The sequence below is a fragment of the Actinomadura sediminis genome, assembly GCF_042675525.1.
GTDB lineage: Bacteria > Actinomycetota > Actinomycetes > Streptosporangiales > Streptosporangiaceae > Spirillospora > Spirillospora sediminis.
This window is the reverse complement of sequence record NZ_JBHTJA010000015.1, coordinates 1-22,292: the sequence shown is the minus strand read 5'-3', so window position 1 is coordinate 22,292 and position 22,292 is coordinate 1. Positions and strand designations below refer to the sequence as shown.

The 22,292-nt window shown below is 71.6% G+C and carries 22 protein-coding genes and 1 pseudogene; 1 reads left to right on the top strand and 22 read right to left on the bottom strand.

All coding sequences use genetic code 11. The features are described 5' to 3' along the window. Nucleotides 1–7: 7 nt before the first annotated feature. The 3 genes from ACFQ11_RS10890 to ACFQ11_RS10880 all read right to left on the bottom strand — a co-directional run bounded on the left by ACFQ11_RS10890 (nt 8) and on the right by ACFQ11_RS10880 (nt 4,029). The gene (locus tag ACFQ11_RS10890) at nt 8–496 is read right to left on the bottom strand and encodes a GNAT family N-acetyltransferase (protein WP_378297895.1); all 489 of its coding nucleotides are present in this window, start codon (nt 494–496) and stop codon (nt 8–10) included. 2 nt (nt 497–498) lie between these two features. After that, nucleotides 499–2,001 (bottom strand): aldehyde dehydrogenase family protein, encoded by a 1,503-nt coding sequence (locus ACFQ11_RS10885; protein ID WP_378297894.1) that lies wholly within the window; start codon nt 1,999–2,001, stop codon nt 499–501. Nucleotides 2,002–2,448: 447 nt separating this feature from the next. Then, on the bottom strand, nt 2,449–4,029 hold the full coding sequence (locus tag ACFQ11_RS10880) for a GMC family oxidoreductase (RefSeq protein WP_378297893.1): 1,581 nt from the start codon (nt 4,027–4,029) through the stop codon (nt 2,449–2,451). A 79-nt stretch (nt 4,030–4,108) separates the two neighbouring features. On the opposite strand from ACFQ11_RS10880, the gene ACFQ11_RS10875 reads away from it, so the two are divergent. Beyond that, the gene (locus ACFQ11_RS10875) at nt 4,109–4,735 is read left to right on the top strand and encodes a cob(I)yrinic acid a,c-diamide adenosyltransferase (RefSeq protein WP_378297892.1); all 627 of its coding nucleotides are present in this window, start codon (nt 4,109–4,111) and stop codon (nt 4,733–4,735) included. A 91-nt stretch (nt 4,736–4,826) separates the two neighbouring features. Here ACFQ11_RS10875 and ACFQ11_RS10870 read toward each other — a convergent pair whose 3' ends face one another. The 19 genes and pseudogenes from ACFQ11_RS10870 to ACFQ11_RS10780 form a co-directional block, all read right to left on the bottom strand. Then, nucleotides 4,827–6,356, bottom strand: a complete 1,530-nt coding sequence (locus tag ACFQ11_RS10870) for a M28 family peptidase (RefSeq protein ID WP_378297891.1) — start codon at nt 6,354–6,356, stop codon at nt 4,827–4,829. 238 nt (nt 6,357–6,594) lie between these two features. Continuing rightward, the gene (locus tag ACFQ11_RS10865; RefSeq protein ID WP_378297890.1) at nt 6,595–7,062 is read right to left on the bottom strand and encodes a DUF2550 domain-containing protein; all 468 of its coding nucleotides are present in this window, start codon (nt 7,060–7,062) and stop codon (nt 6,595–6,597) included. Between the two features lie 30 nt (nt 7,063–7,092). After that, the gene (locus ACFQ11_RS10860) at nt 7,093–7,479 is read right to left on the bottom strand and encodes a F0F1 ATP synthase subunit epsilon (protein ID WP_378297889.1); all 387 of its coding nucleotides are present in this window, start codon (nt 7,477–7,479) and stop codon (nt 7,093–7,095) included. Nucleotides 7,480–7,557: 78 nt separating this feature from the next. Continuing rightward, complete coding sequence (gene atpD, locus ACFQ11_RS10855) at nt 7,558–8,988, bottom strand: F0F1 ATP synthase subunit beta (protein ID WP_378297888.1); 1,431 nt, start codon at nt 8,986–8,988, stop codon at nt 7,558–7,560. Between the two features lie 3 nt (nt 8,989–8,991). Further along, complete coding sequence (locus ACFQ11_RS10850) at nt 8,992–9,891, bottom strand: F0F1 ATP synthase subunit gamma (protein ID WP_378297887.1); 900 nt, start codon at nt 9,889–9,891, stop codon at nt 8,992–8,994. 6 nt (nt 9,892–9,897) lie between these two features. Continuing rightward, the gene (atpA, locus tag ACFQ11_RS10845; RefSeq protein ID WP_378297886.1) at nt 9,898–11,535 is read right to left on the bottom strand and encodes a F0F1 ATP synthase subunit alpha; all 1,638 of its coding nucleotides are present in this window, start codon (nt 11,533–11,535) and stop codon (nt 9,898–9,900) included. A gap of 40 nt (nt 11,536–11,575) precedes the next feature. After that, entirely contained in the window at nt 11,576–12,403 is an 828-nt protein-coding gene (locus tag ACFQ11_RS10840; RefSeq protein WP_378297885.1) for a F0F1 ATP synthase subunit delta, read from the bottom strand. Beyond that, a complete protein-coding gene (locus ACFQ11_RS10835; RefSeq protein WP_378297884.1) occupies nt 12,400–12,957 on the bottom strand; it encodes a F0F1 ATP synthase subunit B in 558 nt (185 codons plus the stop codon). The genes ACFQ11_RS10840 and ACFQ11_RS10835 overlap by 4 nt, the downstream gene beginning before the upstream one ends. Nucleotides 12,958–12,988: 31 nt before the next feature. Then, nucleotides 12,989–13,222, bottom strand: a complete 234-nt coding sequence (gene atpE, locus ACFQ11_RS10830) for an ATP synthase F0 subunit C (RefSeq protein WP_191327571.1) — start codon at nt 13,220–13,222, stop codon at nt 12,989–12,991. Nucleotides 13,223–13,328: 106 nt separating this feature from the next. Beyond that, nucleotides 13,329–14,126, bottom strand: a complete 798-nt coding sequence (gene atpB / locus ACFQ11_RS10825; protein WP_378297883.1) for a F0F1 ATP synthase subunit A — start codon at nt 14,124–14,126, stop codon at nt 13,329–13,331. 61 nt (nt 14,127–14,187) lie between these two features. Then, nucleotides 14,188–14,412 carry an AtpZ/AtpI family protein gene (locus ACFQ11_RS10820; protein WP_378297882.1) on the bottom strand — a complete coding sequence of 75 codons (225 nt, stop codon included), beginning with the start codon at nt 14,410–14,412 and terminating at the stop codon, nt 14,188–14,190. A gap of 108 nt (nt 14,413–14,520) precedes the next feature. After that, nucleotides 14,521–14,940 (bottom strand): hypothetical protein, encoded by a 420-nt coding sequence (locus ACFQ11_RS10815; protein ID WP_378297881.1) that lies wholly within the window; start codon nt 14,938–14,940, stop codon nt 14,521–14,523. A 378-nt stretch (nt 14,941–15,318) separates the two neighbouring features. Then, entirely contained in the window at nt 15,319–16,497 is a 1,179-nt protein-coding gene (locus ACFQ11_RS10810) for a glycosyltransferase family 4 protein (RefSeq protein WP_378298041.1), read from the bottom strand. 157 nt (nt 16,498–16,654) lie between these two features. Further along, on the bottom strand, nt 16,655–17,599 hold the full coding sequence (locus tag ACFQ11_RS10805) for a DUF2207 domain-containing protein (protein ID WP_378297880.1): 945 nt from the start codon (nt 17,597–17,599) through the stop codon (nt 16,655–16,657). Nucleotides 17,600–18,402: 803 nt separating this feature from the next. Further along, nucleotides 18,403–19,030 (bottom strand): annotated as a pseudogene (locus ACFQ11_RS10800) (L-threonylcarbamoyladenylate synthase); the annotation flags it as partial. Between the two features lie 66 nt (nt 19,031–19,096). Beyond that, nucleotides 19,097–19,957, bottom strand: a complete 861-nt coding sequence (gene prmC, locus ACFQ11_RS10795; RefSeq protein ID WP_378297879.1) for a peptide chain release factor N(5)-glutamine methyltransferase — start codon at nt 19,955–19,957, stop codon at nt 19,097–19,099. Further along, entirely contained in the window at nt 19,954–21,018 is a 1,065-nt protein-coding gene (prfA, locus tag ACFQ11_RS10790) for a peptide chain release factor 1 (RefSeq protein ID WP_378297878.1), read from the bottom strand. Before prfA ends, prmC begins: the two co-directional genes overlap by 4 nt. A 114-nt stretch (nt 21,019–21,132) precedes the next feature. Further along, entirely contained in the window at nt 21,133–21,351 is a 219-nt protein-coding gene (gene rpmE / locus ACFQ11_RS10785; protein WP_378297877.1) for a 50S ribosomal protein L31, read from the bottom strand. Between the two features lie 172 nt (nt 21,352–21,523). After that, nucleotides 21,524–22,177, bottom strand: coding sequence for a response regulator transcription factor (locus ACFQ11_RS10780; RefSeq protein WP_378297876.1), 654 nt, complete (start codon nt 22,175–22,177; stop codon nt 21,524–21,526). Nucleotides 22,178–22,292: the final 115 nt, after the last annotated feature.

Sequence of the window (22,292 nt, the reverse complement as noted above, 5' to 3'; positions counted from 1 at the left end):
TCCGGGGTCAGCCGATCTCGACGAAGCCGAGCCGGTGGTACAGGAGGCGGGCGCGGCGGTTGCGGCGGGTCACGGCGAGCGTGAGGATGTCGTGGCCCTGCTCCGCGACTGCGTGCATGACGGCCAGGACGAGCCGGCGGCCGAGCCCGCGGCCGGTGTGGGACGGCGCGGTGAACAGGAACGCGAGCAGCGGCTCGTCCCGGTAGACGGTCACGAGGGCCGCGGCGACGGGACGTCCGTCCGGTTCGGCGACGAACGACGCGCCGGGCAGGAATGTCCCGTACTCGCCGGCCAGCGTCCGCCGCAGCTCCCGCAGCGCGCCGTCGGGGCCGCCCACGTCGTCCTCGTCGGGGGTGCCGCGGTAGGCGTCCCACATGAGGGCGGCGATGGCGTGCAGGTCGTCGGCGGCGAACGGGCGGAAGCCGGCCGGGGGCGGCGGCACCGGGCGCAGCGGGGCCCGCCATCCGCTGCGCACCGGCGCGAAACCGCCGTCCATGGTCACCGCTTGTAGCGCTTGCCGTGCAGCATGTTGATGAGCCCGAGGACGCGCGCCATCTCCTTCTCGGAGCGGGCGAACGAGGTCAGGTTCATGGTCGCGAACCGCTGCCGGGTGATCGCCTTCGGGCGGGCGAACTCGCGCAGCCCGTCCGCGCCGTGGATGCGGCCGAAGCCCGACTCCCCGACGCCGCCGAACGGCAGCGCCGCGACCTGCGCGAACGCGGCGAACGCGTTGATGGACGTCATGCCGGACCGCATCGCGCGGGCCGCCTCCATCGCGCGGGACTTGTTGCCGGAGAAGATCGTCCCGGCGAGCCCGTAGCCGGTGCGGTTGGCCTTCTCGACGGCCTCGTCGAGCGAGGCGACCCGGTGCACGGTGATCGTCGGGCCGAACGTCTCCTCGCGGACGGCGGCGGAGTCGTCCGGGACGTCGGTGAGGACGACCGGCTCCACGTAGGGCTTGCGGACGGACTCGGGCCCGCCGACGACCGCCTTGCCGCCCTTGTCGATGGCGTCCTTGATGTGCCGCTCGATGACGTCGAGCTGGCCGGGCATCGTGATCGGCCCGTAGGCGGCCTCGCGGTCGAAGCCGGGCCGCAGCTCGCGGGCCTTGTCGGTGAGCTTGCCGAGGAACGCGTCGTAGGCGCGGTCGACGACGTAGATCCGCTCGACGCCGATGCAGGTCTGCCCGGCGTTCGACATCGCCCCCCACAGCGCGGCGTCCGCCGCGGCGTCGAGGTCGGCGTCGGCGTCGACGATGCAGGCGTCCTTGCCGCCGCACTCGGCGACGATCGGGGTGAGGTTCTCGGCGCAGGCGGCCATCACCTTGCGGGCGGTGGGCGCGGAACCGGTGAAGGCGAGCTTGCCGATGTGCGGGGACGACGCGAGCGCGGCGCCCGTCGCGCCGTACCCGGTGACGACCTGCAGGACCGGGTGCTCGGGGACGACCCCGGCGACCAGCTCGGCCAGGTACGTCCCGACGCCGGGGGTGAACTCGGACGGCTTGAACACGACGGCGTTCCCGGCGGCGAGCGCGTAGGCGATCGACCCGATCGGGGTGAAGATCGGGTAGTTCCAGGGGCCGATGACGCCGACGACGCCGAGCGGCTGGTACTCCAGGGTGCACTTCTGGTTGATCGCCATCATGCCCGGGTAGACGCTGCGCGGTCCGAGCACCTTCTGCGCGTTGCGCGCCGCCCAGTCCAGGTGCGAGATCGCCATGATCGTCTCGAGCTGGGCGTCGGCGACCGGCTTGCCGGTCTCCTGGTGGATGACCTCGGCCATCCGGTTGAGGTTGCGGGCGAGGGAGCCCTTGACGTTGAGCAGCCGCACCCGGCGTTCGCGCCAGCCCAGCTCCGCCCACCAGCGGGACGCCTCCCGGGCCCGGTCGATCGCGGCGGCGACGTCGTCCCCGTCGTGGACCGGGTGCTCGGCGACGACCTCGCCGGTGGCCGGGTTCAGCGACGCGAACGTCTTCTCGGTGCGCTCCGTGGCCACGGACATGGGAACCTCCCGGGAGGCGGGTAAGTGCTCGCTTGCATGCGTAGTACTCGCTAGTAAAGCACCTTATGCCGCATCCCTACGAGTCCCCACCCCCCGCGCATAAGCCGACGCGGGCGTCTAAGGCGGTGCCCGGGCCCGCAGATAAGCCTTCGTCCCGATGTGAGAGGCACCGCCTTAGGACGAACCTCGTAGGTGTCGGGCCACGAGGGCCCGGCGGAAGACGAGGAGCAGGCCATGATCCGTCCGGAGATCACCCGGGACATCATCGACGACCGCGTACGGCAGCGCCGGAGCGAGGCCCGCCGGGCCCGCCGCGTCCGGCTCGCGAAGGCCCTGAAGCGGTGACCGCCGCGGGTTGTACGCGCACGCCGCGCGTCCCGCACCGAACGCCCCCGTCCGGACGGACGGGGGCGTTCCTCGTTCCGGGGGGTTCTGCCGGCGGCGCTCTCAGGGGACGTTCGCGGGCTTGAGCGGGGTCTCGCCGCGGATCAGGTCCGACGCGCGCTCGGCGATCGCGATCGTCGGGGCGTTCGTGTTGCCGCGCGGGACGGACGGCATGACGGACGCGTCCACCACGCGCAGGCCCTCGACCCCCAGCACGCGCAGGTCGTTGTCCACGACCGCGCCCATCGCGCACGTGCTCGTCGGATGGAACAGCGTCGCGCACTCGCGCCGGACGAACTCGGCGATCGCCGCGTCGTCGGACACCTGCTCCCCCGGGGCGAACTCGCCGCCGACGAGGGACGCGAGCGGCCCGGTGTCGGCGATCGCGCGGGCCTGCTTCACCCCCGCGACCAGGATGTCGAGATCCTCCTTCTCCGCGAGGTACGCCGGGTCGATCAGCGGCTTGGCGTGCGGGCTCGCGGAACGCAGGGTGAGCGACCCCCGGCTCCGGATCGCGATCGCGGTGACCATCACCGACAGGAGCCGCTGCGACGGCTCGACGAGCCCCTGGTCGATGAACGGGGTCGGCAGCACGTGGTACTGGAGGTCGGGTGCGGGCAGCCCCTCGGACGTCCGGGCGAACCCGCCCGCCTCCGCGACGTTCGACGCGTACGGGCCGCGCCCCAGCGCGGCGTGCAGCGCGAACGCGCGCGCGTTCGCCTGCTCCCAGAGGTTCTTGGTCCGGGGCGTGGCGAACATGACGTTCACGAACGGATGGTCTTGCAGGTTCCGGCCGACCGGGGAGTCGACGAGCACCTCGATGCCGTGCTCGCGGAGATGGTCGGCGGGCCCGATCCCCGAGAGCATGAGGAGCTGGGGGCTGTTCACCGCCCCGCCGGACAGCACGACCTCACGGTCGGCGCGCGCCGTCAGCGACTCCCCCCGCGACTCGTACGTCACGCCCGCCGCCCGTCCGTCCTCCATCAGGACGCGCGTCGCGAGCGCGTCGGTGACCACGGTGAGGTTCGGGCGGTGCTCGACCGGGTGCAGGTACCCGGCCGCCGTCGACCAGCGGCGCCCCCGCTTGTGCGTGACCTGGTAGAAGCCCACGCCGTCCTGCCCGGCGCCGTTGAAGTCGGGATTGGCGGCGAGCCCGTGCGCCTTCGCCGACTTCACCCACGCCTGGGTGAGCGGATGCTTGAAGCGCAGGTCCTCGACGCGGAGCGGGCCGCCGACGCCGTGGAACGGGCTCTCGCCGCGCTGCTGGTCCTCCGACCGGAGGAAGTACGGCAGCAGGTCCTCATAGCCCCAGCCGGTGCAGCCGTGCTCGTCCCGCCAGGCGTCGTAGTCGTGCCGGGCCCCGCGGATGTAGATCATCGCGTTGGTGGACGAGCTGCCGCCGAGCGTCCGCCCGCGCGGCCAGTACACGCGGCGGCCCGCGGCGTGCTCCTGCGGGACGGTCGAGAAGTCCCAGTCGTACGGGCCCTTGATCAGCGACGCGACGGCCGCCGGGATGTGGATCTCGGGGGCGTCGTCGGGCGGCCCCGCCTCCAGCAGCAGCACCGTGACGGACGGGTCCTCGGTCAGCCGGGCGGCGAGCACGCATCCCGCGCTGCCCGCTCCCACGATGATGTAGTCGTACACGGCACCTCCCGGGGTGAGGGTGTAGCCCGAACCCTACCGAACACCCTTCGGGACACCGCCCGGCGTTAGGGTGACCGGCATGGCGAAGAACAGGGAGAACCCCGTCGTGCTGTCCCGGATCTACACCCGGACGGGCGACGAAGGGACGACCGCGCTGGGCGACGCGTCCCGCACCCGCAAGACCGACCCGCGCCTGGCCGCCTACGCCGACGTCGAGGAGGCCAACGCCGCGATCGGCGTCGCGCTCGCCCTCGGCTCCCTGCCCGAGGACGTCGCCGCGCTCCTCCTCCGCGTCCAGAACGAACTGTTCGACGTCGGCGCGGACCTCTGCGCGCCGGTCGTCCCGGACCCGGAGTACCCGCCGCTGCGCATCGAGGCGTCCTACATCGAGCGGCTCGAGGCGGCGTGCGACGAGCAGAACGCGAAGCTGCGGCCGCTGCGCAGCTTCATCCTCCCGGGCGGGACGCCCGGCGGCGCGCTGCTGCACGTCGCCCGGACGGTCGCCCGGCGCGCCGAACGCACCGCGTGGGCGGCGGTCGAGGCGCACGGCGCCGCCGCCGTCGACGACCCCGAGGCCGTGGCGGGCGGCGTCAACCCGCTGGCCGTGAAGTACCTGAACCGGCTGTCGGACCTGCTGTTCATCCTCTGCCGGGTCGCGAACCTCGACCACGGCGACGTCCTGTGGAAGCCCGGCGGCGAACGCTAGGACCCGGACCCGGACCCGGACGCGGTCCCGGACCCGGACCCGGACGGGGCGGGGCCGGCGACCGGCCCCGCCCCGTGCCCGCCCCGCCCGGTCAGCGCAGCAGGTGACCGCCGCTCCACAGCGGCGCCGCCACGCCGAGCGCCCGCGGGAGCAGCCGCGCGTCGCCGTTCACCGCGACCGTGCTGGCCGCGAGCAGCTGCGTGACGTGCGCGACCCCGTCGACGTTGGTGTCCAGCAGCTTCATGTTCACGTTCTTCATCCGGTCGCACTTCGCGTGGTAGCACGGGTCGTAGGTCTTGCCCGCGCGTCCCCCGTACGCCTTCGCCTCCGCCGCCGTCTTCACGCCGTCCGCGCCGGTCGCGATGCCGCCCGCCGGGATGCCGTGCTCGATGAACGGGCCGTAGTCGGAACGCCCGTTGAAGACGCTCTCGGCGGTCGGCAGGCCGCGCCGCTCGTAGTACTCGCGGAACATCCGCTCGATCGCCGCCGACCCCGCCGGCGGCGTGGTGCCCTGGCCGAGCGAGTGGTCGCCGTCGTACACGGCGCGGATCCCGTTCACCGAGCCGAGCATGTCGAAGTTGAGGTTGACGGCGATCTTCCGCCGGTCCGACGGGTCCATCTCCTCGACGTAGTGGGTCGAGCCGCGCAGCCCCTCCTCCTCCGCGCCCCACCAGGCGAACCGCACCCGGTTCCGCAGGCCCTTCTCGCCGAGCGCGCCGATCTCCTCGGCGACCGCGAGCACCGCGGCCGAACCGGTCGCGTTGTCGTTCATGCCCGCACCGTCCGGCACGCTGTCGAGGTGCGCGCCCACGACGACCACGTTGTCGGCCCGGCCCCGCTTGGTCTCCGCGATGACGTTGCTGGACGACCGCTTCCCGTGCTCGGTGTCCGTCTTCACCCGCAGCGTCAGCCCGCCCTTGGCCGCGGCCTTCGCCAGCGCCGCGCCGATCTCGTGGGTCGTGGACACGACCGGCAGCTTCGACGGCTTCGCGACCGTCCCGTTGATCGGGCCCTTCTCGCCGGGCTTGTTGTAGATGACGACCGCGGCCGCGCCCGCGGCCCGCGCGCGCGCCGCCTTCGTCTCGAACGAGCACTTCCCGCGCTGCATGAGCGCGATCGCGCCCTTGCCGAAGCCCTTGAAGTCCTTCTTCTCGCACCCGCTGGTGCCCTCTTCGCCCTTCGCCGGGACGTCCACGGCGATCACGCGGGCGGTCACGTCCCCGGACCCCGAGTACATCATCGCGGCGAAGTCCTCGCCCGCCTTGTACGCCTTCTTCTTGCTCTTGCCGGCCGTCCGGGACATGACCGGCTCCGAACGCTGCAACCAGTACGGGTAGCTGAACTTCTGCACCGTCGGCGAGAACCCCGCCTTGCGCAGCCGCCCGACGACGTACTTCACCGAGACGTCGTACCCGGACGTGCCCGCCGCACGGTTGCCGCCGTTGTAGTCGGCGATCTGCTGGAACGCGTCCAGATGCCGCCGCACGTCCTTGATCGTCACCAGCTCGGCGAGATCGGGACGGGCCGGCGCCGCGCCCGCGGGCGGGACGGCGGACAGCGCCAGGAGGGACACGGTCGCGGCGGGCAGCATCACGGCCGACCCACTGAGCAGCTTGCGCACTTGGACTCCTGCGAACGGGAAGAGAGAGCTGACCAGCAGCGATCATCTCGACACGCTCCGTCACCGGCAAGTCGCCCGACCGTCAGCAGGACGAACCGATACCGCGTCCTTACCCGCCCATGCCGAACCGGCAGGTGAGCCGCACGGGACAAGTCGTAGAAACGGCGCCTTGGGGGCTGAACGCGGACCTGGGCCGGGCCTGGGCCGGGCGCGGCCTGGGCCGGGGCCCGGGCGCGGGCTACTCGGGGACGTGCAGGTCCACCGGGAAGCCGGGCGGCGCCGCCTCCAGCCACGCCAGGAAACCGGTCAGCGCGGACGCGCCCATCGCGAGCTCGACCCGCAGGCCGCCGTCGCGGACCTCGATGATGCTCACGTCCGGCAGCAGGCCCTCGGCCTCCTCCGGATCCGGGCGCCTGCGGTTGGACACGACAAGGCCCCGGCGGTGGATCACCTGCCGGGGCCGTCTGCTGAGTCCGAACACGCGGTGCCAGTGCAGGACATCGCCCTTGTAGCGGCCGATGCCCAGGCGCCACACTCCCGGGGCGCCGCCCTCCTCGGCCGGCAGCTCCCGCAGGCTGCACTCGACCGCACCGCCGCCGCGCACGAACAGGCGGCGGCGTACCGCCATCGCGAGGAAGACGAGCACGCACACCGCGGCGAGGGCGGCGAGCACCGCGCCGACGTCCACTGCCAGGTGCTCGCCCAAGTCCCCCCGCCGTTCCGCTCGGCCTCGATACTAGGCTTCGATGCCCGCCGCGCGCAGCCGGGCCCGCGCCCGCCGCTCCGCCGTGCCGTCCTCGTCACCGGACGCCTGCGCCTCTTCGAGCGCGCGCTTCGCGGCGTCCACATCGACCTCGTGGCTGAGTTCGGCCTGCTCGGCCAGGACCGCCACCTCGTCGGCCGCGACGGAGAAGAAGCCGCTGCCGACCATCGCGGTGACCGGGTCGCCGCCGTCGGCGGGCTCGATCTTGACCACGCTGCCGTCGAGGAGGACGCCGAGCACCGGGGCGTGCCCGGGCAGGATGCCGAGCGAGCCCTCGATGGTCTGCGCGACCACCATCTTGGCATCGCCGGACCAGATCTCGCGCTCCGGCGAGACCAGCCCGACCTTCAGGGTTGCCACGTCACAATCCTCCGATTACTGGAGCGGTTCCGGCGCGGCCGGGCCCCGGAGCCCGGAACCCGGCCGCGCCGGAGCGGATTACTTCTCCAGCTCCTTGGCCTTCTTTTCGACGTCCTCGATGCCACCGCACATGAAGAACGCCTGCTCGGGGATGTGGTCGTACTTGCCCTCCGCGATGGCCTTGAAGGACGCGACCGTCTCGTCCTTCGGCACCGTCACACCGGGCTGGCCGGTGAACTGCTCGGCCACGTACATCGGGTGCGACAGGAAACGCTCGATGCGCCGCGCCCGGTTGACCGTGACCTTGTCCTCTTCGGAGAGCTCGTCGATACCGAGGATCGCGATGATGTCCTGCAGCTCCTTGTACTTCTGCAGGATCCGGATCACTTCCTGGGCGACCTCGTAGTGCTCGTTCCCCAGCACCTGCGGGTCCATGATCCGCGAGGAGGAGTCGAGCGGGTCCACCGCCGGGTAGATGCCCTTCTCGGTGATGGCCCGGGAGAGCGTCGTGGTGGCGTCCAGGTGCGCGAACGTGGTGTGCGGCGCCGGGTCGGTGATGTCGTCGGCGGGCACGTAGATCGCCTGCATCGAGGTGATCGAGTGACCGCGCGTCGAGGTGATCCGCTCCTGGAGCACGCCCATCTCGTCCGCCAGGGTCGGCTGGTAGCCCACCGCGGACGGCATGCGCCCGAGCAGCGTGGAGACCTCCGAGCCGGCCTGGGTGAACCGGAAGATGTTGTCGATGAACAGCAGCACGTCCTGGTTCTGGACGTCCCGGAAGTACTCGGCCATCGTCAGCGCCGACAGCGCGACCCGCAGACGGGTGCCCGGCGGCTCGTCCATCTGGCCGAACACGAGCGCGGTGTCCTTGAGGACGTCCGCCTCGTCCATCTCCACCCAGAGGTCGTTGCCCTCACGGGTGCGCTCGCCGACGCCCGCGAACACCGAGGTGCCGCCGAAGTTGCGGGCGACACGCCGGATCATCTCCTGGATGAGGACGGTCTTGCCCACGCCGGCGCCGCCGAACAGGCCGATCTTCCCGCCCTTGACGTACGGGCAGAGGAGGTCGATGACCTTGATGCCGGTCTCCAGCATCTCGGTCTTCGACTCCAGCTGGTCGAACGCCGGGGCCTTGCGGTGGATGCCCCACCGCTCGTTGATCTCCAGGGAGGCGGTGGGAACGTCCAGCGTCTCGCCCAGGGCGTTCCACACGTGGCCCTTGGTGACGTCGCCGACCGGAACCGAGATCGGCTTGCCGGTGTCGACGACCGGAGCGCCGCGGACGACGCCGTCGGTGGGCTTCATCGAGATGGCCCGGACCATGTTGTCGCCGAGGTGCTGGGCGACCTCCATGGTCAGGGTCTGGGCCTCGCCGCCCAGGTCCGACTCCACGTGGAGCGCGTTGTAGATCTCCGGGATGGCGTCGGCGGGGAACTCCACGTCGACGACCGGGCCGATGACACGGGCGACGCGCCCGGTCGCGGTCGCCGTCTCTACTGGTGCAGTCATTAGTTACTCCCCGCCAGAATCGGCAAGCGCGTCAGCGCCACCGACGATCTCGCTGATTTCCTGGGTGATCACGGCCTGCCGCACCTGGTTCATCTGGCGCGTGTAGACCTCGACCAGTTCATTCGCGTTGTCGGTCGCCGACTTCATCGCCCGCTGCACCGACGCCTGGAACGACGCCGCCGACTGCAGCAGCATGTGGAAGATGCGGCTCTCGACGTAGTTGGGCAGCAGCAGGTCCAGCGCGGCCTGCGCCGACGGCTCGAAGTCGTACGCCGGCGGCACCTTCACGTCCAGCCCCGTGCCCTCCTGGATCTCCAGGGGCATGAGCCGCGTGACCCGGACCTCCTGCGTCAGCCGCGAGACGAACTCGGTGTAGACCACGTGGATCTCACCGACGCCGCCCTCCGCGTCCGTCTTCAGGAAGTCCTCGGTCAGCCGCCGCCCGATCCGCTCCGCCGAGGCGAAGTCGGGCCGGTCGGTGAAGCCCGACCAGGACTCCTGGATGTGCCGGTCGCGGAACCGGTACCAGGTGATGCCCTTGTTGCCGATCACGTACGGGACGGGCTCCCGCCCGGACTCCCGCAGCCGCGTGATCAGCGCCTCGGCCTCACGGATGACGTTGACGTTGTACGCGCCGCAGAACCCGCGGTCGCTCGTCACGACGAGCACCGCGCTGCGGTTGTCGGTCGGCTGCTCGTGCAGCAGCGGATGATCGACACCGACGTGGTGGCTCACCAGCGCGGACAGGGCCTGCGTGATCCGGTCGGCGTACGGCTTGGACGCCGCCACCGCCTGCTGGGCCTTGACGATCCGCGAGGTGGCGATCATCTCCTGCGCACGAGTGATCTTGGCGGTCGACTTGACCGACCTGATCTTCTGCCGGAGTTGGCGAACCTGGGCCATCGCCCGTCAGCCCTTCTTGACGCGGGTGATCGTCTCCTGGCCGACGGCCTCTTCGTCGATCGCCTCGACGGTCTCCTCCGTGACCAGCAGCTCACCCTCGCTGGTCTGGAAGCCCTTCTTGAAGGAGGCCATCGTGCGCTCGAGCGCGGCCAGGCCGTCGTCGGACAGCTGCCCCGTCTCGCGGATGGAGGTCAGCAGACCGCCCTCCTCGCGCGCGACGTGGTCGAGGAACTCGCGCTCGAACCGGCGGATGTCGCCGACCGGGACGTCGTCCAGCTGGCCGGACGTGCCCGCCCACACCGACACGACCTCCTGCTCGACCGGGAACGGGCTGCCCTGCGGCTGCTTCAGCAGCTCGACCAGGCGCGCACCGCGCTCGAGCTGCGCCCGCGACGCGGCGTCCAGGTCGGACGCGAAGGCGGCGAACGCCTCCAGGTCACGGAACTGCGACAGCGCCAGCTTCAGCGAACCGGCGACCTTGCGCATCGCCTTGATCTGCGCGGAACCGCCGACTCGGGACACCGAGATACCGACGTTGATGGCCGGCCGGACGCCCTGGTTGAACAGGTCCGTCTCCAGGAAGCACTGGCCGTCGGTGATCGAGATGACGTTCGTCGGGATGTACGCCGACACGTCGTTGCCCTTGGTCTCGATGATCGGCAGACCCGTCATCGAACCGGCGCCCAGGTCGTCCGACAGCTTCGCGCAGCGCTCCAGCAGACGCGAGTGCAGGTAGAAGACGTCGCCCGGGTACGCCTCGCGGCCCGGCGGGCGGCGCAGCAGCAGCGACACCGCGCGGTAGGCCTCGGCCTGCTTCGACAGGTCGTCGAAGACGATCAGGACGTGCTTGCCCTGGTACATCCAGTGCTGGCCGATCGCCGACCCCGTGTAGGGGGCGATGTACTTGTAGCCGGCCGGGTCGGACGCGGGGGCCGCCACGATCGTGGTGTACTCCAGCGCGCCGGCCTCCTCCAGGGAGCGGCGCACGTTGGCGATCGTCGAGCCCTTCTGGCCGACCGCGACGTAGATGCAGCGGACCTGCTTGCTCGGGTCGCCCGACTCCCAGGCTTCCTTCTGGTTGATGATGGTGTCCACGCAGACGGTCGTCTTGCCCGTCTGGCGGTCACCGATGATCAGCTGGCGCTGGCCGCGGCCGATCGGCGTCATCGCGTCGATCGCCTTGATGCCGGTCTGCAGCGGCTCGCCCACCGACTGCCGCTGCACGACGCTGGGCGCCTGCAGTTCCAGGGCACGACGCTCGGTCGTCTCGATCTCGCCCTTGCCGTCCAGGGGGTTGCCCAGCGAGTCCACGACGCGGCCGAGGAAGCCGTCGCCGACCGGAACCGAGAGGACCTCGCCGGTCCGGCGGACCTTCTGGCCCTCCTCGATGCCGCTGAATTCACCCAGGACGACGGCGCCGATCTCGCGCACGTCCAGGTTCAGAGCCAGGCCGCGGGTGCCGTCCTCGAACTCCAGGAGTTCGTTCGCCATCGCGGAGGGCAGCCCCTCGATGTGGGCGATGCCGTCGCCCGAATCGACGACGGTGCCGACCTCTTCGCGCGCGGCGGCCTCGGGCTCGTACGACTGGACGAAGCGCTCCAGCGCGTTCCGGATCTCATCCGGACGGATCGTCAGCTCCGCCATGATTCCTCTCTTGCTCCCTTTGGGGTCAGCTCTGCCGGCCTCAGCCGGTGCCGAGCCGCCGGCGGACGTCGTCCAGCCGTCCGGCGATCGTGCCGTCGATGATCTCGTCCCCGATCTGGATCGACAGTCCGCCGATCGTGGACGGGTCGAGCTCGATGTTCAGGTGTACCTCGTGGCCGTACGCTGCGGCGAGCACCGCCGCGAGCCGCGTCCGCTGCGGTTCCGAAAGCGCGACCGGCGTGCGGACCAGCGCCACCAGCCGCTGCCGGCGCCGGGTGACGAGCTTGCCGTACTCGGCGAGGCCCCTCTCCAGGCTACGTCCTCGGGGCCGCAGAACGACCTCGGTGACCAGGGCCGATGTGGCCGCGGTGACCTTGCCGTCCAGCAGTTCGCCGAGGAGCCCGGCCTTCCGGTCGTCCGGCAGGGCGCGGTTCGTCAGCGCGGCGCGCAGCTCCGCCTCGCCCTCGACGAGCCGGGAGAACCGGAAGAGCTCGTCCTCCAGGTCGTCGATCCGCCCGTCCGCCTCGGCGCGGGCGGCCTCGGCGGAGACCGCGAGGACCTCCACCGCGTCCGCCAGCTCCGAGGGCGTGGACCAGCGCAGCGCGACGACGTCGGCGACCAGCCCGAGAGCGGCCGGTGAGACCTTGCCCTCCAGCAGGATCCGGACGAGCTGCGCCTTGTCGGCGCCGTCCCGCGACGGGTCCGACACCGCCCGCCGCAGCCCGTGCTCGCGGTCGATCAGGTGCAGCACCGAGAACAGGTCGCCGCCCAGCCGGGCCAGGTCGGCGTCACCGGAGGCGACGACCGCCTCCAGCCGCTCCCCGGCCTCGGCCAGCGACGCCCTGCTCACCGCTCCCGTGATGGTCATGATGTGATCTGCTCCTGCGTGCGAGCGCGGCCCTCGAGCTCTTCGAGGAACCGGTCGACCACCCGGCTCTGGCGGGCGCTGTCCTCGAGGGACTCGCCCACGACGCGACCCGCGAGGTCGACCGACAGCGTGCCGATCTCGGCGCGCAGCGCCGCGAGGGCCTGCTGCCGCTCCGCCTCGATCTCGGCCTTGGCGGCCTCGGTGATTCGGTTCGCCTCGACCTGAGCCCGCTCCTTGGCCTCCGCGATGATCGCGGCGGCCTGCTCCTCGGCCTTCCGGCGCGCCTCGGACGCGTCGACCGCGGCCTGCTTCTCCCGGGCCTTGTACTCCTCGAGCGTCGCCTTGGCCTTGGCCTGGGCCTCCTCGGCCCGCCTGAGGCCCCCCTCGATCTGGTCGGACCGCTCTTCGAGGGTCTTCTGGATGCGCGGGGTGAGGATCTTGCCGACGACGATGAGGACGACGAGGAACGAGAAGATCCCGACGACCAGCTCGTACGAGTGCGGAAGCAGAGGGTTGTTCTCCTCCGCCGCGAGGACGGAAGTCGCTGTGATCATGTCTACAGCCCCTCCTCAGGGTGAAGCCTGGTCAGATGCCCTGGAAGATGAACGGCGCGACCAGGCCGATGAGGGCCAGCGCCTCGGTGAGGACGAAGCCCAGCATCATGTTGGTACGGATGACGCCGGTCAGTTCGGGCTGGCGGGCGATCGCGTTGACGCCCTGGCCGAAGATGATGCCGACACCGATGCCGGGGCCGATGGCGGCGAGGCCGTACCCGATCGCGGTGACGTTGCCTTCGACGGCGGCGAGCACTCCCGTCATGGGTTCTTTCCTTTTCTGTCGGCCGGCGGAGTGTCCGCCGGTCTGGCTTATCGAGGATGTCTGTTTGGGCCGCGCCGCCGGGGGGCAGAGCGACACCGTGTGGCCTTTAGTGGTCCGCGTGCAGGCCGCTCTGGATGTACATGGCGGCCAGCATCGTGAACAGGAACGCCTGCAGGAACTGGATGAGCAGCTCGAACGCGGTCATGACGATGGTGACGATCACGCCGATGATGCCCACCCCGAACCCGAGCGCCGTGGGCTTCTCGATCAGGAACCAGAAGCCGACGAGGCTGAAGAACGCCAGGATCATGTGACCGGCGAACATGTTGGCGAAGAGCCGCACCGCGTGGGTGAAGGGCGCCAGGACGAAGGTCGACAGGTACTCGATCGGCACCAGCAGGAAGTAGACGGGCTTGGGCAGGCCCTTGGGGATCAGGTTCGTGAAGTACTTGACCGGCCCCTGGTGCTTCATGCCCAGGTAGACCTTGATGAAGTAGATGAAGATCGCCAGCACGGCCGGGAAGGCGATGTGCGAGGTGATCGGGAACTGGATCACCGGGATCACCGCGAAGATGTTCCAGACCCATACCAGGAGGAACACCGACATCAGCAGCGGCATCCAGCGCTCGGTGTTCTTGCCCAGGAACGGGCGCGCGATCTGGTCGCGGACGAACACGTAGCCGAGCTCGCCGATGTTCTGCACGCCCCGCGGCACGAGCTTCGGCTTGGCGAACGCGCTCCAGCAGAACACGCAGACGACCAGCGCGCCGACGATGGCGAACAGCACCGGCTTGGTGAGCCACCAAGGGCCGCCGGCGAAGAGCGGCGGGAATTCGAAGATCTCGGGCCCCGGGGCCTGGAACTCCCCCCCACCGGTGGAGGCGAGGACCGTCTGCGCGTTCACGCGGCGTTCCCTTCATCAATGTGGCGATGGTTCACGAAGGCTTCCTCGGCGGCGGGGCCGCTCAGGCGGAATGGCGACCGTACTTCACGTAGACCAGGTAGATGGCGAGCGCGACGCCGATGACCAGGCCGATCGGCGTGATCCACGCCTGTCCCGTCCACTTGGCCAACAGCCATCCGAGCCCACCCCAGATGGCCATCCCTGACAGGAGGTAGCTGGGCACGGACCAGGCGGCGTCGGCGAATTCCTGTTGCCCGTCCTCCGGCCGACGCTTCTGCTCGCTCATCGCGCTCCGGACGATAGCAGGCCACCATGGCGGTGGTCATATTGGAGTAGTCCCCGGCGGCTGGTCGCGGCGTCGACCGTGCGGCCGGCACCGTGCGTGATGCTCTCATCACGGAGCCTTGTCCAGGGCGCCCTCGGGCTCGTCAATGTATGGCCTCCCCCGCTGCAGCGTGACCCGGAACTCCGCCGCGATCCACGTCAGGGCCAGTCCGATGACCGTCCAGCCGAAGACCGTCGTGTTCCAGAGCGACACCCCGTCGATGAGCGTGACGACCACCATCACCACGAGGATCTTGACGACGTAGCTGGCCAGCGCGGCGAGCATCATCGTCTGCGCGGAGATGCGGCCCGCCCACGACACCACCACGGCGCTGAGGGAGAAGAAGGCGATCACCACGACCGCGGCCAGCGCCGCGCCGAAGAGTCCCTTCGTGCCCGCGGTCAGCAGGCCGATCAGGACGGCACCCACGCCGACCAGTGCGGTCGGGATCGCGGCGCCGCGGAGCATCCGGGCGTCGGAAGGTTGCATGAGGGCTCCGGCTGGTCACGTTGTGTGTTCGTCTCTTGTTCGTGAAAGGTATCACAAGCGTCCGGAATGTCGGCAATTACCCTCTAGGTAATGCGATGCCCGGCATGCTCGTGACTCCCCGACGGCCCAACGGCGCGGGACGTCCGCCGAGGTCGGGGGCGCCGGCACCGCGGGGGGACACCCGGGCGGGGTGCCGACAGAGCCGACCTTAAGCGAACACGCCGAGTGACATGACCCCGGACGCCCGATCGTTACCGGCGAGTCACCTGGAGGCCCGCAGAGCAGGGGGCTCCGTTCGCCTTCGGGTGGCGCAAATCACGGAACCGGATTCGGTTACGGGGACCGGCCGCGGGGGCCCGGTGGGTCGGGCGGGCCGCGTCAGACCGGCATCCTGGTGCGCATCGCGGACTCGGCGCCGTCCCCGGCGTCGTCCGCTCCGGACGGGTCCTTGCGCCGGCGGCGCCGCCCGCGTCCCGGGCCGGCCAGCACGAGCACCACCCCGCCGACCGCCACGACCAGCGTGACGCCGAGGGTGATCCAGGCCGCGTCGAAGATCGCCAGCCCGACCAGGCCGGACGCCAGCAGCCCCACCCAGAAGTACATGATCAGCACGGCGCGGCGGGTCGAGTGGCCCAGTTGCAGCAGCCGGTGGTGCAGGTGCTGCTTGTCCGGCGAGAACGGCGACCGGCCCTGGTTCGTGCGGCGCCACACCGCCAGCAGCATGTCCATGAACGGCACCGCCGCGACGGCCGGGACCAGCAGCAGCGGCACCCAGAACGGGAACAGCCCGTTCGCGAGGACGGCCGGGTCGAACTGCCCCGTCAGCATGATCGTCGACGCGCTGAGCAGCAGCCCGATGAGCATCGACCCCGTGTCGCCCATGAAGATGCGGGCCGGGCTGAAGTTGTGCGGCAGGAAGCCCGCGCAGATCCCGAACAGCACCGCCGCCGTCAGCGTCGCGCTCGTCAGCGTCGTCATGCCGTTCGCCTTCGACAGCAGGTACGCGTACGAGAACAGCGCGAGCGCCGCGATGCCCACGACCCCCGCCGCCAGGCCGTCCAGCCCGTCGATGAAGTTCACCGCGTTGATGGTCGCGACCACGACGAACACCGTCAGCGGCACCCCGTACGCGGGCGGCAGCGACAGCGACTCCCCGTTCGGCAGCGGGATCACGTAGATCTGGATGCCCTGCATGATGAAGATCCCGGCCGCGGCGACCTGCCCCGCGAACTTGGTGAGGGCGTCGACCTCCCACCGGTCGTCGGCGATGCCGACCAGCACGATCAGCCCGCCCGACAGCAGCAGCGCCTTCGCCACCGTGATGTCGCCGTCCTGCAGGACCTTGCGCATCTCCGGCAGCCCCGTCGCCACGACCAGCGCGGCCACCATCCCGCCGAACATCGCGAGCCCGCCCAGCCGCGGCGTCGGGATCACGTGCACGTCCCGGTCGCGCGGGACGGCCTGCGCGCCGAACCAGACGGCGAACCGGCGCACCGAGGGAGTCAGCACGTAGGACACGAGGGCGGCGACCAGGATGGTCAGCAGGTACTCCCGCACGCCCTTGCGCCTCCCCTCGCCGGTCTCCTCGCCGGCCCGAACGGGGCCCGCGCGCGTCCGCCGCACGCGTCCCTTGATACGTAGACGGCCGTCCGGGGCGATCAGTTCGCCCCGCGACCGACCAACTGTAATCCCATCTCGCGCCCGCCCGCGTGCCTTACGCGTCTCTTCCCCGGTGAGCGAGAACGATTCCGGCGCCCACCGTGAGGAGCGCGAGCCCCGCCAGGGACGGGTCTCCCAGCGAGAACGCCCACGGCCCGCGGGCGGCCACGTCGTTCCCCGCGTCCGCGACGACCAGCAGGACGCCCGCCGCCGCCAGCCCCGTCCCCGCGCGGCGGTGCGGCGGCCGCCGCACCGCCAGCGCCGCCGCGCCCAGCGCCAGGACCAGCAGCGCCGTCCCCAGCCACGTCCCCGCCCAGTGCGGGCGCGCGTACGCGGGCGGCGGCGCCGTCACCGCACGGTCGGGCAGCCGCACCCGCACCCGTATCCCCTCGCCCGCCGCCAGCCCGCTCTGCGTGAAGTCGATCGCGTACCGCCCGTCCCGGTCCGCCGCGCAACCGACGCTCGCGCCCGGCCTGCCCGCCCGGCACCGCACGTCCCGCAGCCGCACCGGCGCCTCGACCCGCACCGCCGCGTGCTCGATCGGGACGTCCCACCCCGTGCCGATCGCGTCCCAGCCGAGCTCGTCGAACCCGGCGCGCGGCGTGAACGCCCGCAGCACGTCGTACTCGATCACGTACGCCTGCCGCCCGCGCACCTCCGGCCCCCGGGTGCCGACGCCGATCCGCAGCTCGTGCCCCAGCTTCGTCGTCCGCACCCGGGCCGGCGCCCCGGTGGACGAACTGGCGCGCACGTCCCGGACCTCGTACAGGCGATCGCCGTCGCGGTACCGCAGCCGCCGCACGATCCCGTGCCCGCCGCCGGCGAAGTCGAACGTGATCGTCTCCCGCACGTGCAGGATCCCGTCCGCCCGCAGGGTCAGCACCACGTCGTAGGTCGGGATCCGCGGCCGCACCGCCGGGTCGGCCGCGGCGGGCACGACCAGCAGCGCCACCAGCAGCACGCCCGCCCCGATCGCGGGCCCCCGGACACGGCCACGCACGTCTCGCATCGTCGCATCGCTACCCGTCCGCCGAGGCCCCAACGCACCGATGTCCCGATTGCCCCGGTTCTGGCGGACGGTTTCGGGGGCGGGCGGCCCTCAAGGGGGCTTGCGGGGCCGTGAGCGCGTCCGTCCCGCGCCTTACCCGGCGTCTCGTAGGTAGAGCGGACCCGGGACACTCTCCCGCCTCCACGCCTTTCAGGGCCGGGTAAGACGGTCGCGCTCGCGGCCGCGCGGCCTACGAAGCAAGGGCCTCGGCGCGCCCCGAGGACGTCGGGACGGCACGGCCCGTGCGGGCCCGGTGCCGGGCTATCGCCTGTCGTCGGCCGGGGACGGAGCCGAGGGCTTCTCCCCGTCGTCCGGCACCGCGTCCTTCGCCGGCGACCCGCCCTCGGACGTCCCGTCCTCCGAAGCCTCCGCGGCGGCGGCCTCCGGCCCGTCCTTCGGCTCGTCCTTCGTGAGGGACGGGGCGGCCTCGGCCTTCGGCGCGTCCTCCGGCGCGTCCTTGGTCAACGAAGGGGCGGCGGACTCCTGCGGCGTGCCCTTCGGCTCGTCCTCCGGCTCGTCCTTGGCGAGGGACGGGGCGGCCTCGTCCTTCGGCGCGGCCTTCGGCTCGTCCTTCGTGAGGGACGGCGTCGCGGGGGCGTCCGGCGGCTCCGCCGCGTCCTCGCCACGGGTGTTCGCGGACGTGTCCTTCGTGAGGGACGGCGGCGCGGCGTCGGTGTCGGCGCCGGCCTCGGTGTCGGTCTCGTCGTCGCGTTCGGCCTCGTCGTCGGGTTCGGCCTCGTCGTCGGTGAGCAGGATCCCGACGACGGCGCGGATCTTCTCGACCGGGACGGCGCCCGCGCGCAGCAGGCGCGGGACCGAGCCGGTCAGGTCGACGATCGTCGAGGCGTCGCCGTGTCCGGACGCGCCGCCGTCCAGGTAGACCGCGACGGACTCGCCGAGCATCTCCTCGGCCTCCGCGGCGGTGCGCGCGGCGGGCGAACCGCTCAGGTTCGCGCTGCTGACCGCGAGCGGGCCGGTCTCCTTGAGCAGTTCGACCGCGAGCTCGTGCATCGGCATCCGCACCGCGACCGTGCCCTTGGTCTCCCCGAGGTCCCACAGGAGGCTCCGGTTCGCGCGGCACACGAGCGTCAGCCCGCCCGGCCAGAACTCGTCGATCAGGTCCTGCCCGTACGGGCCGAGGTCCTCGACGAGCGCGGTGGCCGCGCGCACGGACCCGACCAGGACCGGCGGAGGCATCTCCCGGCCGCGGCCCTTCGCCTTCAGCAGCGCCGTGACCGCCGGGGGCGTGAACGCGTCGGCACCGACGCCGTACACCGTGTCCGTCGGCAGGACGATCAGCTCTCCGCGCCGCACCGCCGAGACCGCCTCCGCGATCCCCCGCGTCCGCTCCATCGGGTCAGCGCAGTCATAACGTCGGCTCACGACCCCAGTTTCCCACGCCCCGCCTCCCGCTCGGGCCGCTTCGGCCGTCACGGCGGCGCCGGGACGTCAGTCGGCGACCATGCGGGCGGTGACGAACCGGTCCCGGTCGGTGAGGTCGCGGCGGTTGCGGACGTCGCGCCAGCCGTTCTCCTCGGGGAACGTCCAGTAGACGGCGTTGCCCTGCAGGTCGCTGTGCTCGACGGCGACGTGGCCGCCGGGGCGCAGCAGCCGGCGCGCGGTGCGCTCGACGACGCGGACGGCGTCGAGACCGTCGTCGCCGCCGCCCCACAGCGCCGCGGCCGGATCGTGGTCGCGGACGTCCGGCGGGACGTACTCCCACTCGCTCATCGGGATGTACGGGGGGTTGCTGATGACGAGGTCGACGGTGCCGTCCAGTTCCGGCAGCGCGGTCGCGAAGTCGCCCAGGTGCAGCCGGACGCGGCCGCGCTCGTCCAGTTCCTCGATGTTGCGGGTGGCGTGGACGAACGCCGTCGGGTCCTTCTCCACCGCGTGCACGCGCGCGCGGGGGGCCTCCAGGGCGATCGACAGGGCGATCGCGGCCGATCCCGTCCCGAGGTCGACGACGAGGGGGTCGCGGACGTCCATGTCCCGCAGCGTCTCGAGGGCCCAGCCGACCATCACCTCGGTCTCGGGGCGCGGCACGAACACGCCGGGGCCGACCTTCAGCTCCAGGTACCTGAAGAACGCGCGTCCGGTGATGTGCTGCAGCGGCTCGCCGGCCTCCCGCCGCGCGACGAACTCCCAGAACCGGGCGTCGAACGCGCCGTCCGGGACGCCGTGCAGCTCGGACCGCTTGACGCCGTGGACGGCGGCGGCGAGCTCCTCGGCGTCGGCGCGCGGGGAGGCGGCCCCCGCCTCGGCGAGCCGCGCGGTCGCCCTGGCGATCTCGTCGAGCAGCAGCGTCATGATTCCTGGGCTTCGGCCAGCCGGCGTTCCATGTCGGCGTCGACGAGCGCCTGCGTCACGTTGTGCAGGTCGCCGTCCAGCACCTGGTCGAGGTTGTAGGCCTTGTACCCGACCCGGTGGTCGGAGATCCGGTTTTCCGGATAGTTGTAGGTGCGGACCCGTTCGGAGCGGTCCACCGTGCGGACCTGGCTCTTGCGTTCGGCCGCAGCCGCCGCGTCCGCCTCCTCCTGCGCGATCGCCAGCAGCCGGGACCGCAGGATGCGCAGCGCCTGCTCCTTGTTCTGGAGCTGGCTCTTCTCGTTCTGGCACGACACCACGACGCCCGTGGGCACGTGCGTGATCCGCACGGCCGAGTCGGTCGTGTTGACGCTCTGCCCACCGGGACCGGACGAACGGTAGACGTCGATCCGCAGATCGTTCGGGTCGATCTGGACGTCCACGTCCTCGGCCTCGGGCGTCACCAGGACGCCGACGGCGCTCGTGTGGATCCGGCCCTGCGACTCCGTCGCCGGGACCCGCTGCACCCGGTGCACGCCGCCCTCGAACTTCAGGCGCGTCCAGACGCCCTCTTCCGGGGAGCCCTTCGCCTTCACCGCGACCGTGACGCCCTTGTATCCGCCGAGGTCGGACGGGTGCGAGTCCAGGATCTCGGTCTTCCAGCCGATCCGCTCCGCGTACCGCAGGTACATGCGCAGCAGGTCGCCCGCGAACAGCGCGGACTCCTCGCCGCCCTCACCGGCCTTGACCTCGAGGATGACGTCCTTGCCGTCGTTCGGGTCGCGGGGCACCAGCAGCCGCCGCAGCCGCTCCTCGAGCTCCTCGCGGCGCTTCTCCAGCTCCGTGGCCTCGGCGGCGAACGCCGCGTCCTCGCCCGCCAGCTCCCGCGCGGTCGCCAGGTCGTCCCCGGCGGCGGTGAAGTCCCGGTAGGTCTCGACGATCGGCTTCAGCTCGGCGTACCGCTTGCCGAGCCGCCGCGCGAGCGTCTGGTCGGCGTGCACGGACGGGTCCGCGAGCCGCTCTTCGATGCCCGCGTATTCGCTGATCAGATCGTCGAGATTCACGCTGTGTCCTGGCCGTTCCGGCCCGGGGACCACTGCCGGCCTCCGGATGCAGGCTTCGGACGGCCCGGAGACTCGGGTCCCCGGACCGTCCCTGGTCGCTGGTGCGCGCGCGTCCTACTTGCCGGCCTTCTTCTTGCCGAAGCGCTGCTCGAAGCGCGCCACCCGGCCACCGGTGTCCAGGATCTTCTGCTTGCCCGTGTAGAACGGGTGGCAGTTCGAGCACACGTCGGCGTGGATGACGCCGTTCGGGGCGGTGCTGCGCGTCTCGAACGTGTTCCCGCACGTGCAGGTCACGGTCGTGACCACGTACTCGGGGTGAATATCGGCCTTCATGGTCTCTCCTCGCTTGAGGCGGTCGCCGGGCGCCCCCGCCTTCGCCTTTGCACGCATGGCGGGCCATGGGAGATGTGGGAGGCGTGAACCGGTACCGCAGCGGTTGCACTCCAAGTGTGCCAGATACCCGAACGTGCCGAGGTCACCGGGCATTCCCGATCCCGGCCCGCCGTCAGCCCCCGGCGCGGCCCAGATAGGTGAGGACGGCCATGACCCGCCGGTGCCCGCCCTGCGCGGGCTGCAGGCGCAGCTTCGCGAAGATGTTGGAGATGTGCTTCTCCACCGCCCCCTCGGTGACGACCAGGTCATCGGCGATCGCGCCGTTCGCCCGTCCCTGCGCCATCAACGCGAGCACCTCGCGCTCCCGCGGGGTGAGCGCCTCGAGCGGGTCCCCGTCCCTGCGCCGCCCCAGCAACTGGCCGATCACCTCGGGGTCGATGACGGTGCCGCCCGCGGCGATCCGCCGCACCGCGTCGATGAACTCGGCGACGTCCGCGACCCGCTCCTTCAGCAGGTAGCCCACACCCTCCGCGCCGCCGCCGATCAGGTCGGTCGCGTACCGCTCCTCCACGTACTGCGACAGCACCAGGATCGGCGTCTCCGGCCGCCGTTCGCGCACCTCGAGGGCCGCGCGCAGCCCCTCGTCCGTGAACGACGGCGGCATCCGCACGTCGACGATCGCCAGGTCGGGCCGGTGCTCCTCGACGATCCCGATCAGCCCCGGGCCGTCCCCGACCGTCGCGACGGTCTCGATCCCGGCGTCGTCGAGCAGCCGGGCGAGCCCCTCGCGCAGCAGCACCGAATCCTCGGCGATCACAACCCGCATCCCCCCATTATCCGCCCCGCCGGACGCCCGGGCGCCCGCCGGGACCGGTCACCGGCGCCGCGCACGTACGGGCGCGGGCGGGCTCGTTCAGGCGCGGGCTCGGGCGGGCGCGGCC

Excerpts from the sequence above, each read along its gene's own strand:
- ACFQ11_RS10890 (WP_378297895.1), bottom strand. The coding sequence starts at position 496 with ATGGACGGCGGTTTCGCGCCGGTGCGCAGCGGATGGCGGGCCCCGCTG.
- ACFQ11_RS10885 (WP_378297894.1), bottom strand. The coding sequence starts at position 2,001 with ATGTCCGTGGCCACGGAGCGCACCGAGAAGACGTTCGCGTCGCTGAAC.
- ACFQ11_RS10875 (WP_378297892.1), top strand. The coding sequence starts at position 4,109 with ATGGCGAAGAACAGGGAGAACCCCGTCGTGCTGTCCCGGATCTACACC.
- atpD (WP_378297888.1), bottom strand. The coding sequence starts at position 8,988 with ATGACTGCACCAGTAGAGACGGCGACCGCGACCGGGCGCGTCGCCCGT.
- ACFQ11_RS10850 (WP_378297887.1), bottom strand. The coding sequence starts at position 9,891 with ATGGCCCAGGTTCGCCAACTCCGGCAGAAGATCAGGTCGGTCAAGTCG.
- atpA (WP_378297886.1), bottom strand. The coding sequence starts at position 11,535 with ATGGCGGAGCTGACGATCCGTCCGGATGAGATCCGGAACGCGCTGGAG.
- ACFQ11_RS10840 (WP_378297885.1), bottom strand. The coding sequence starts at position 12,403 with ATGACCATCACGGGAGCGGTGAGCAGGGCGTCGCTGGCCGAGGCCGGG.
- ACFQ11_RS10835 (WP_378297884.1), bottom strand. The coding sequence starts at position 12,957 with ATGATCACAGCGACTTCCGTCCTCGCGGCGGAGGAGAACAACCCTCTG.
- atpE (WP_191327571.1), bottom strand. The coding sequence starts at position 13,222 with ATGACGGGAGTGCTCGCCGCCGTCGAAGGCAACGTCACCGCGATCGGG.
- ACFQ11_RS10820 (WP_378297882.1), bottom strand. The coding sequence starts at position 14,412 with ATGAGCGAGCAGAAGCGTCGGCCGGAGGACGGGCAACAGGAATTCGCC.
- ACFQ11_RS10815 (WP_378297881.1), bottom strand. The coding sequence starts at position 14,940 with ATGCAACCTTCCGACGCCCGGATGCTCCGCGGCGCCGCGATCCCGACC.
- prmC (WP_378297879.1), bottom strand. The coding sequence starts at position 19,957 with ATGACGCTGCTGCTCGACGAGATCGCCAGGGCGACCGCGCGGCTCGCC.
- rpmE (WP_378297877.1), bottom strand. The coding sequence starts at position 21,351 with ATGAAGGCCGATATTCACCCCGAGTACGTGGTCACGACCGTGACCTGC.
- ACFQ11_RS10780 (WP_378297876.1), bottom strand. The coding sequence starts at position 22,177 with ATGCGGGTTGTGATCGCCGAGGATTCGGTGCTGCTGCGCGAGGGGCTC.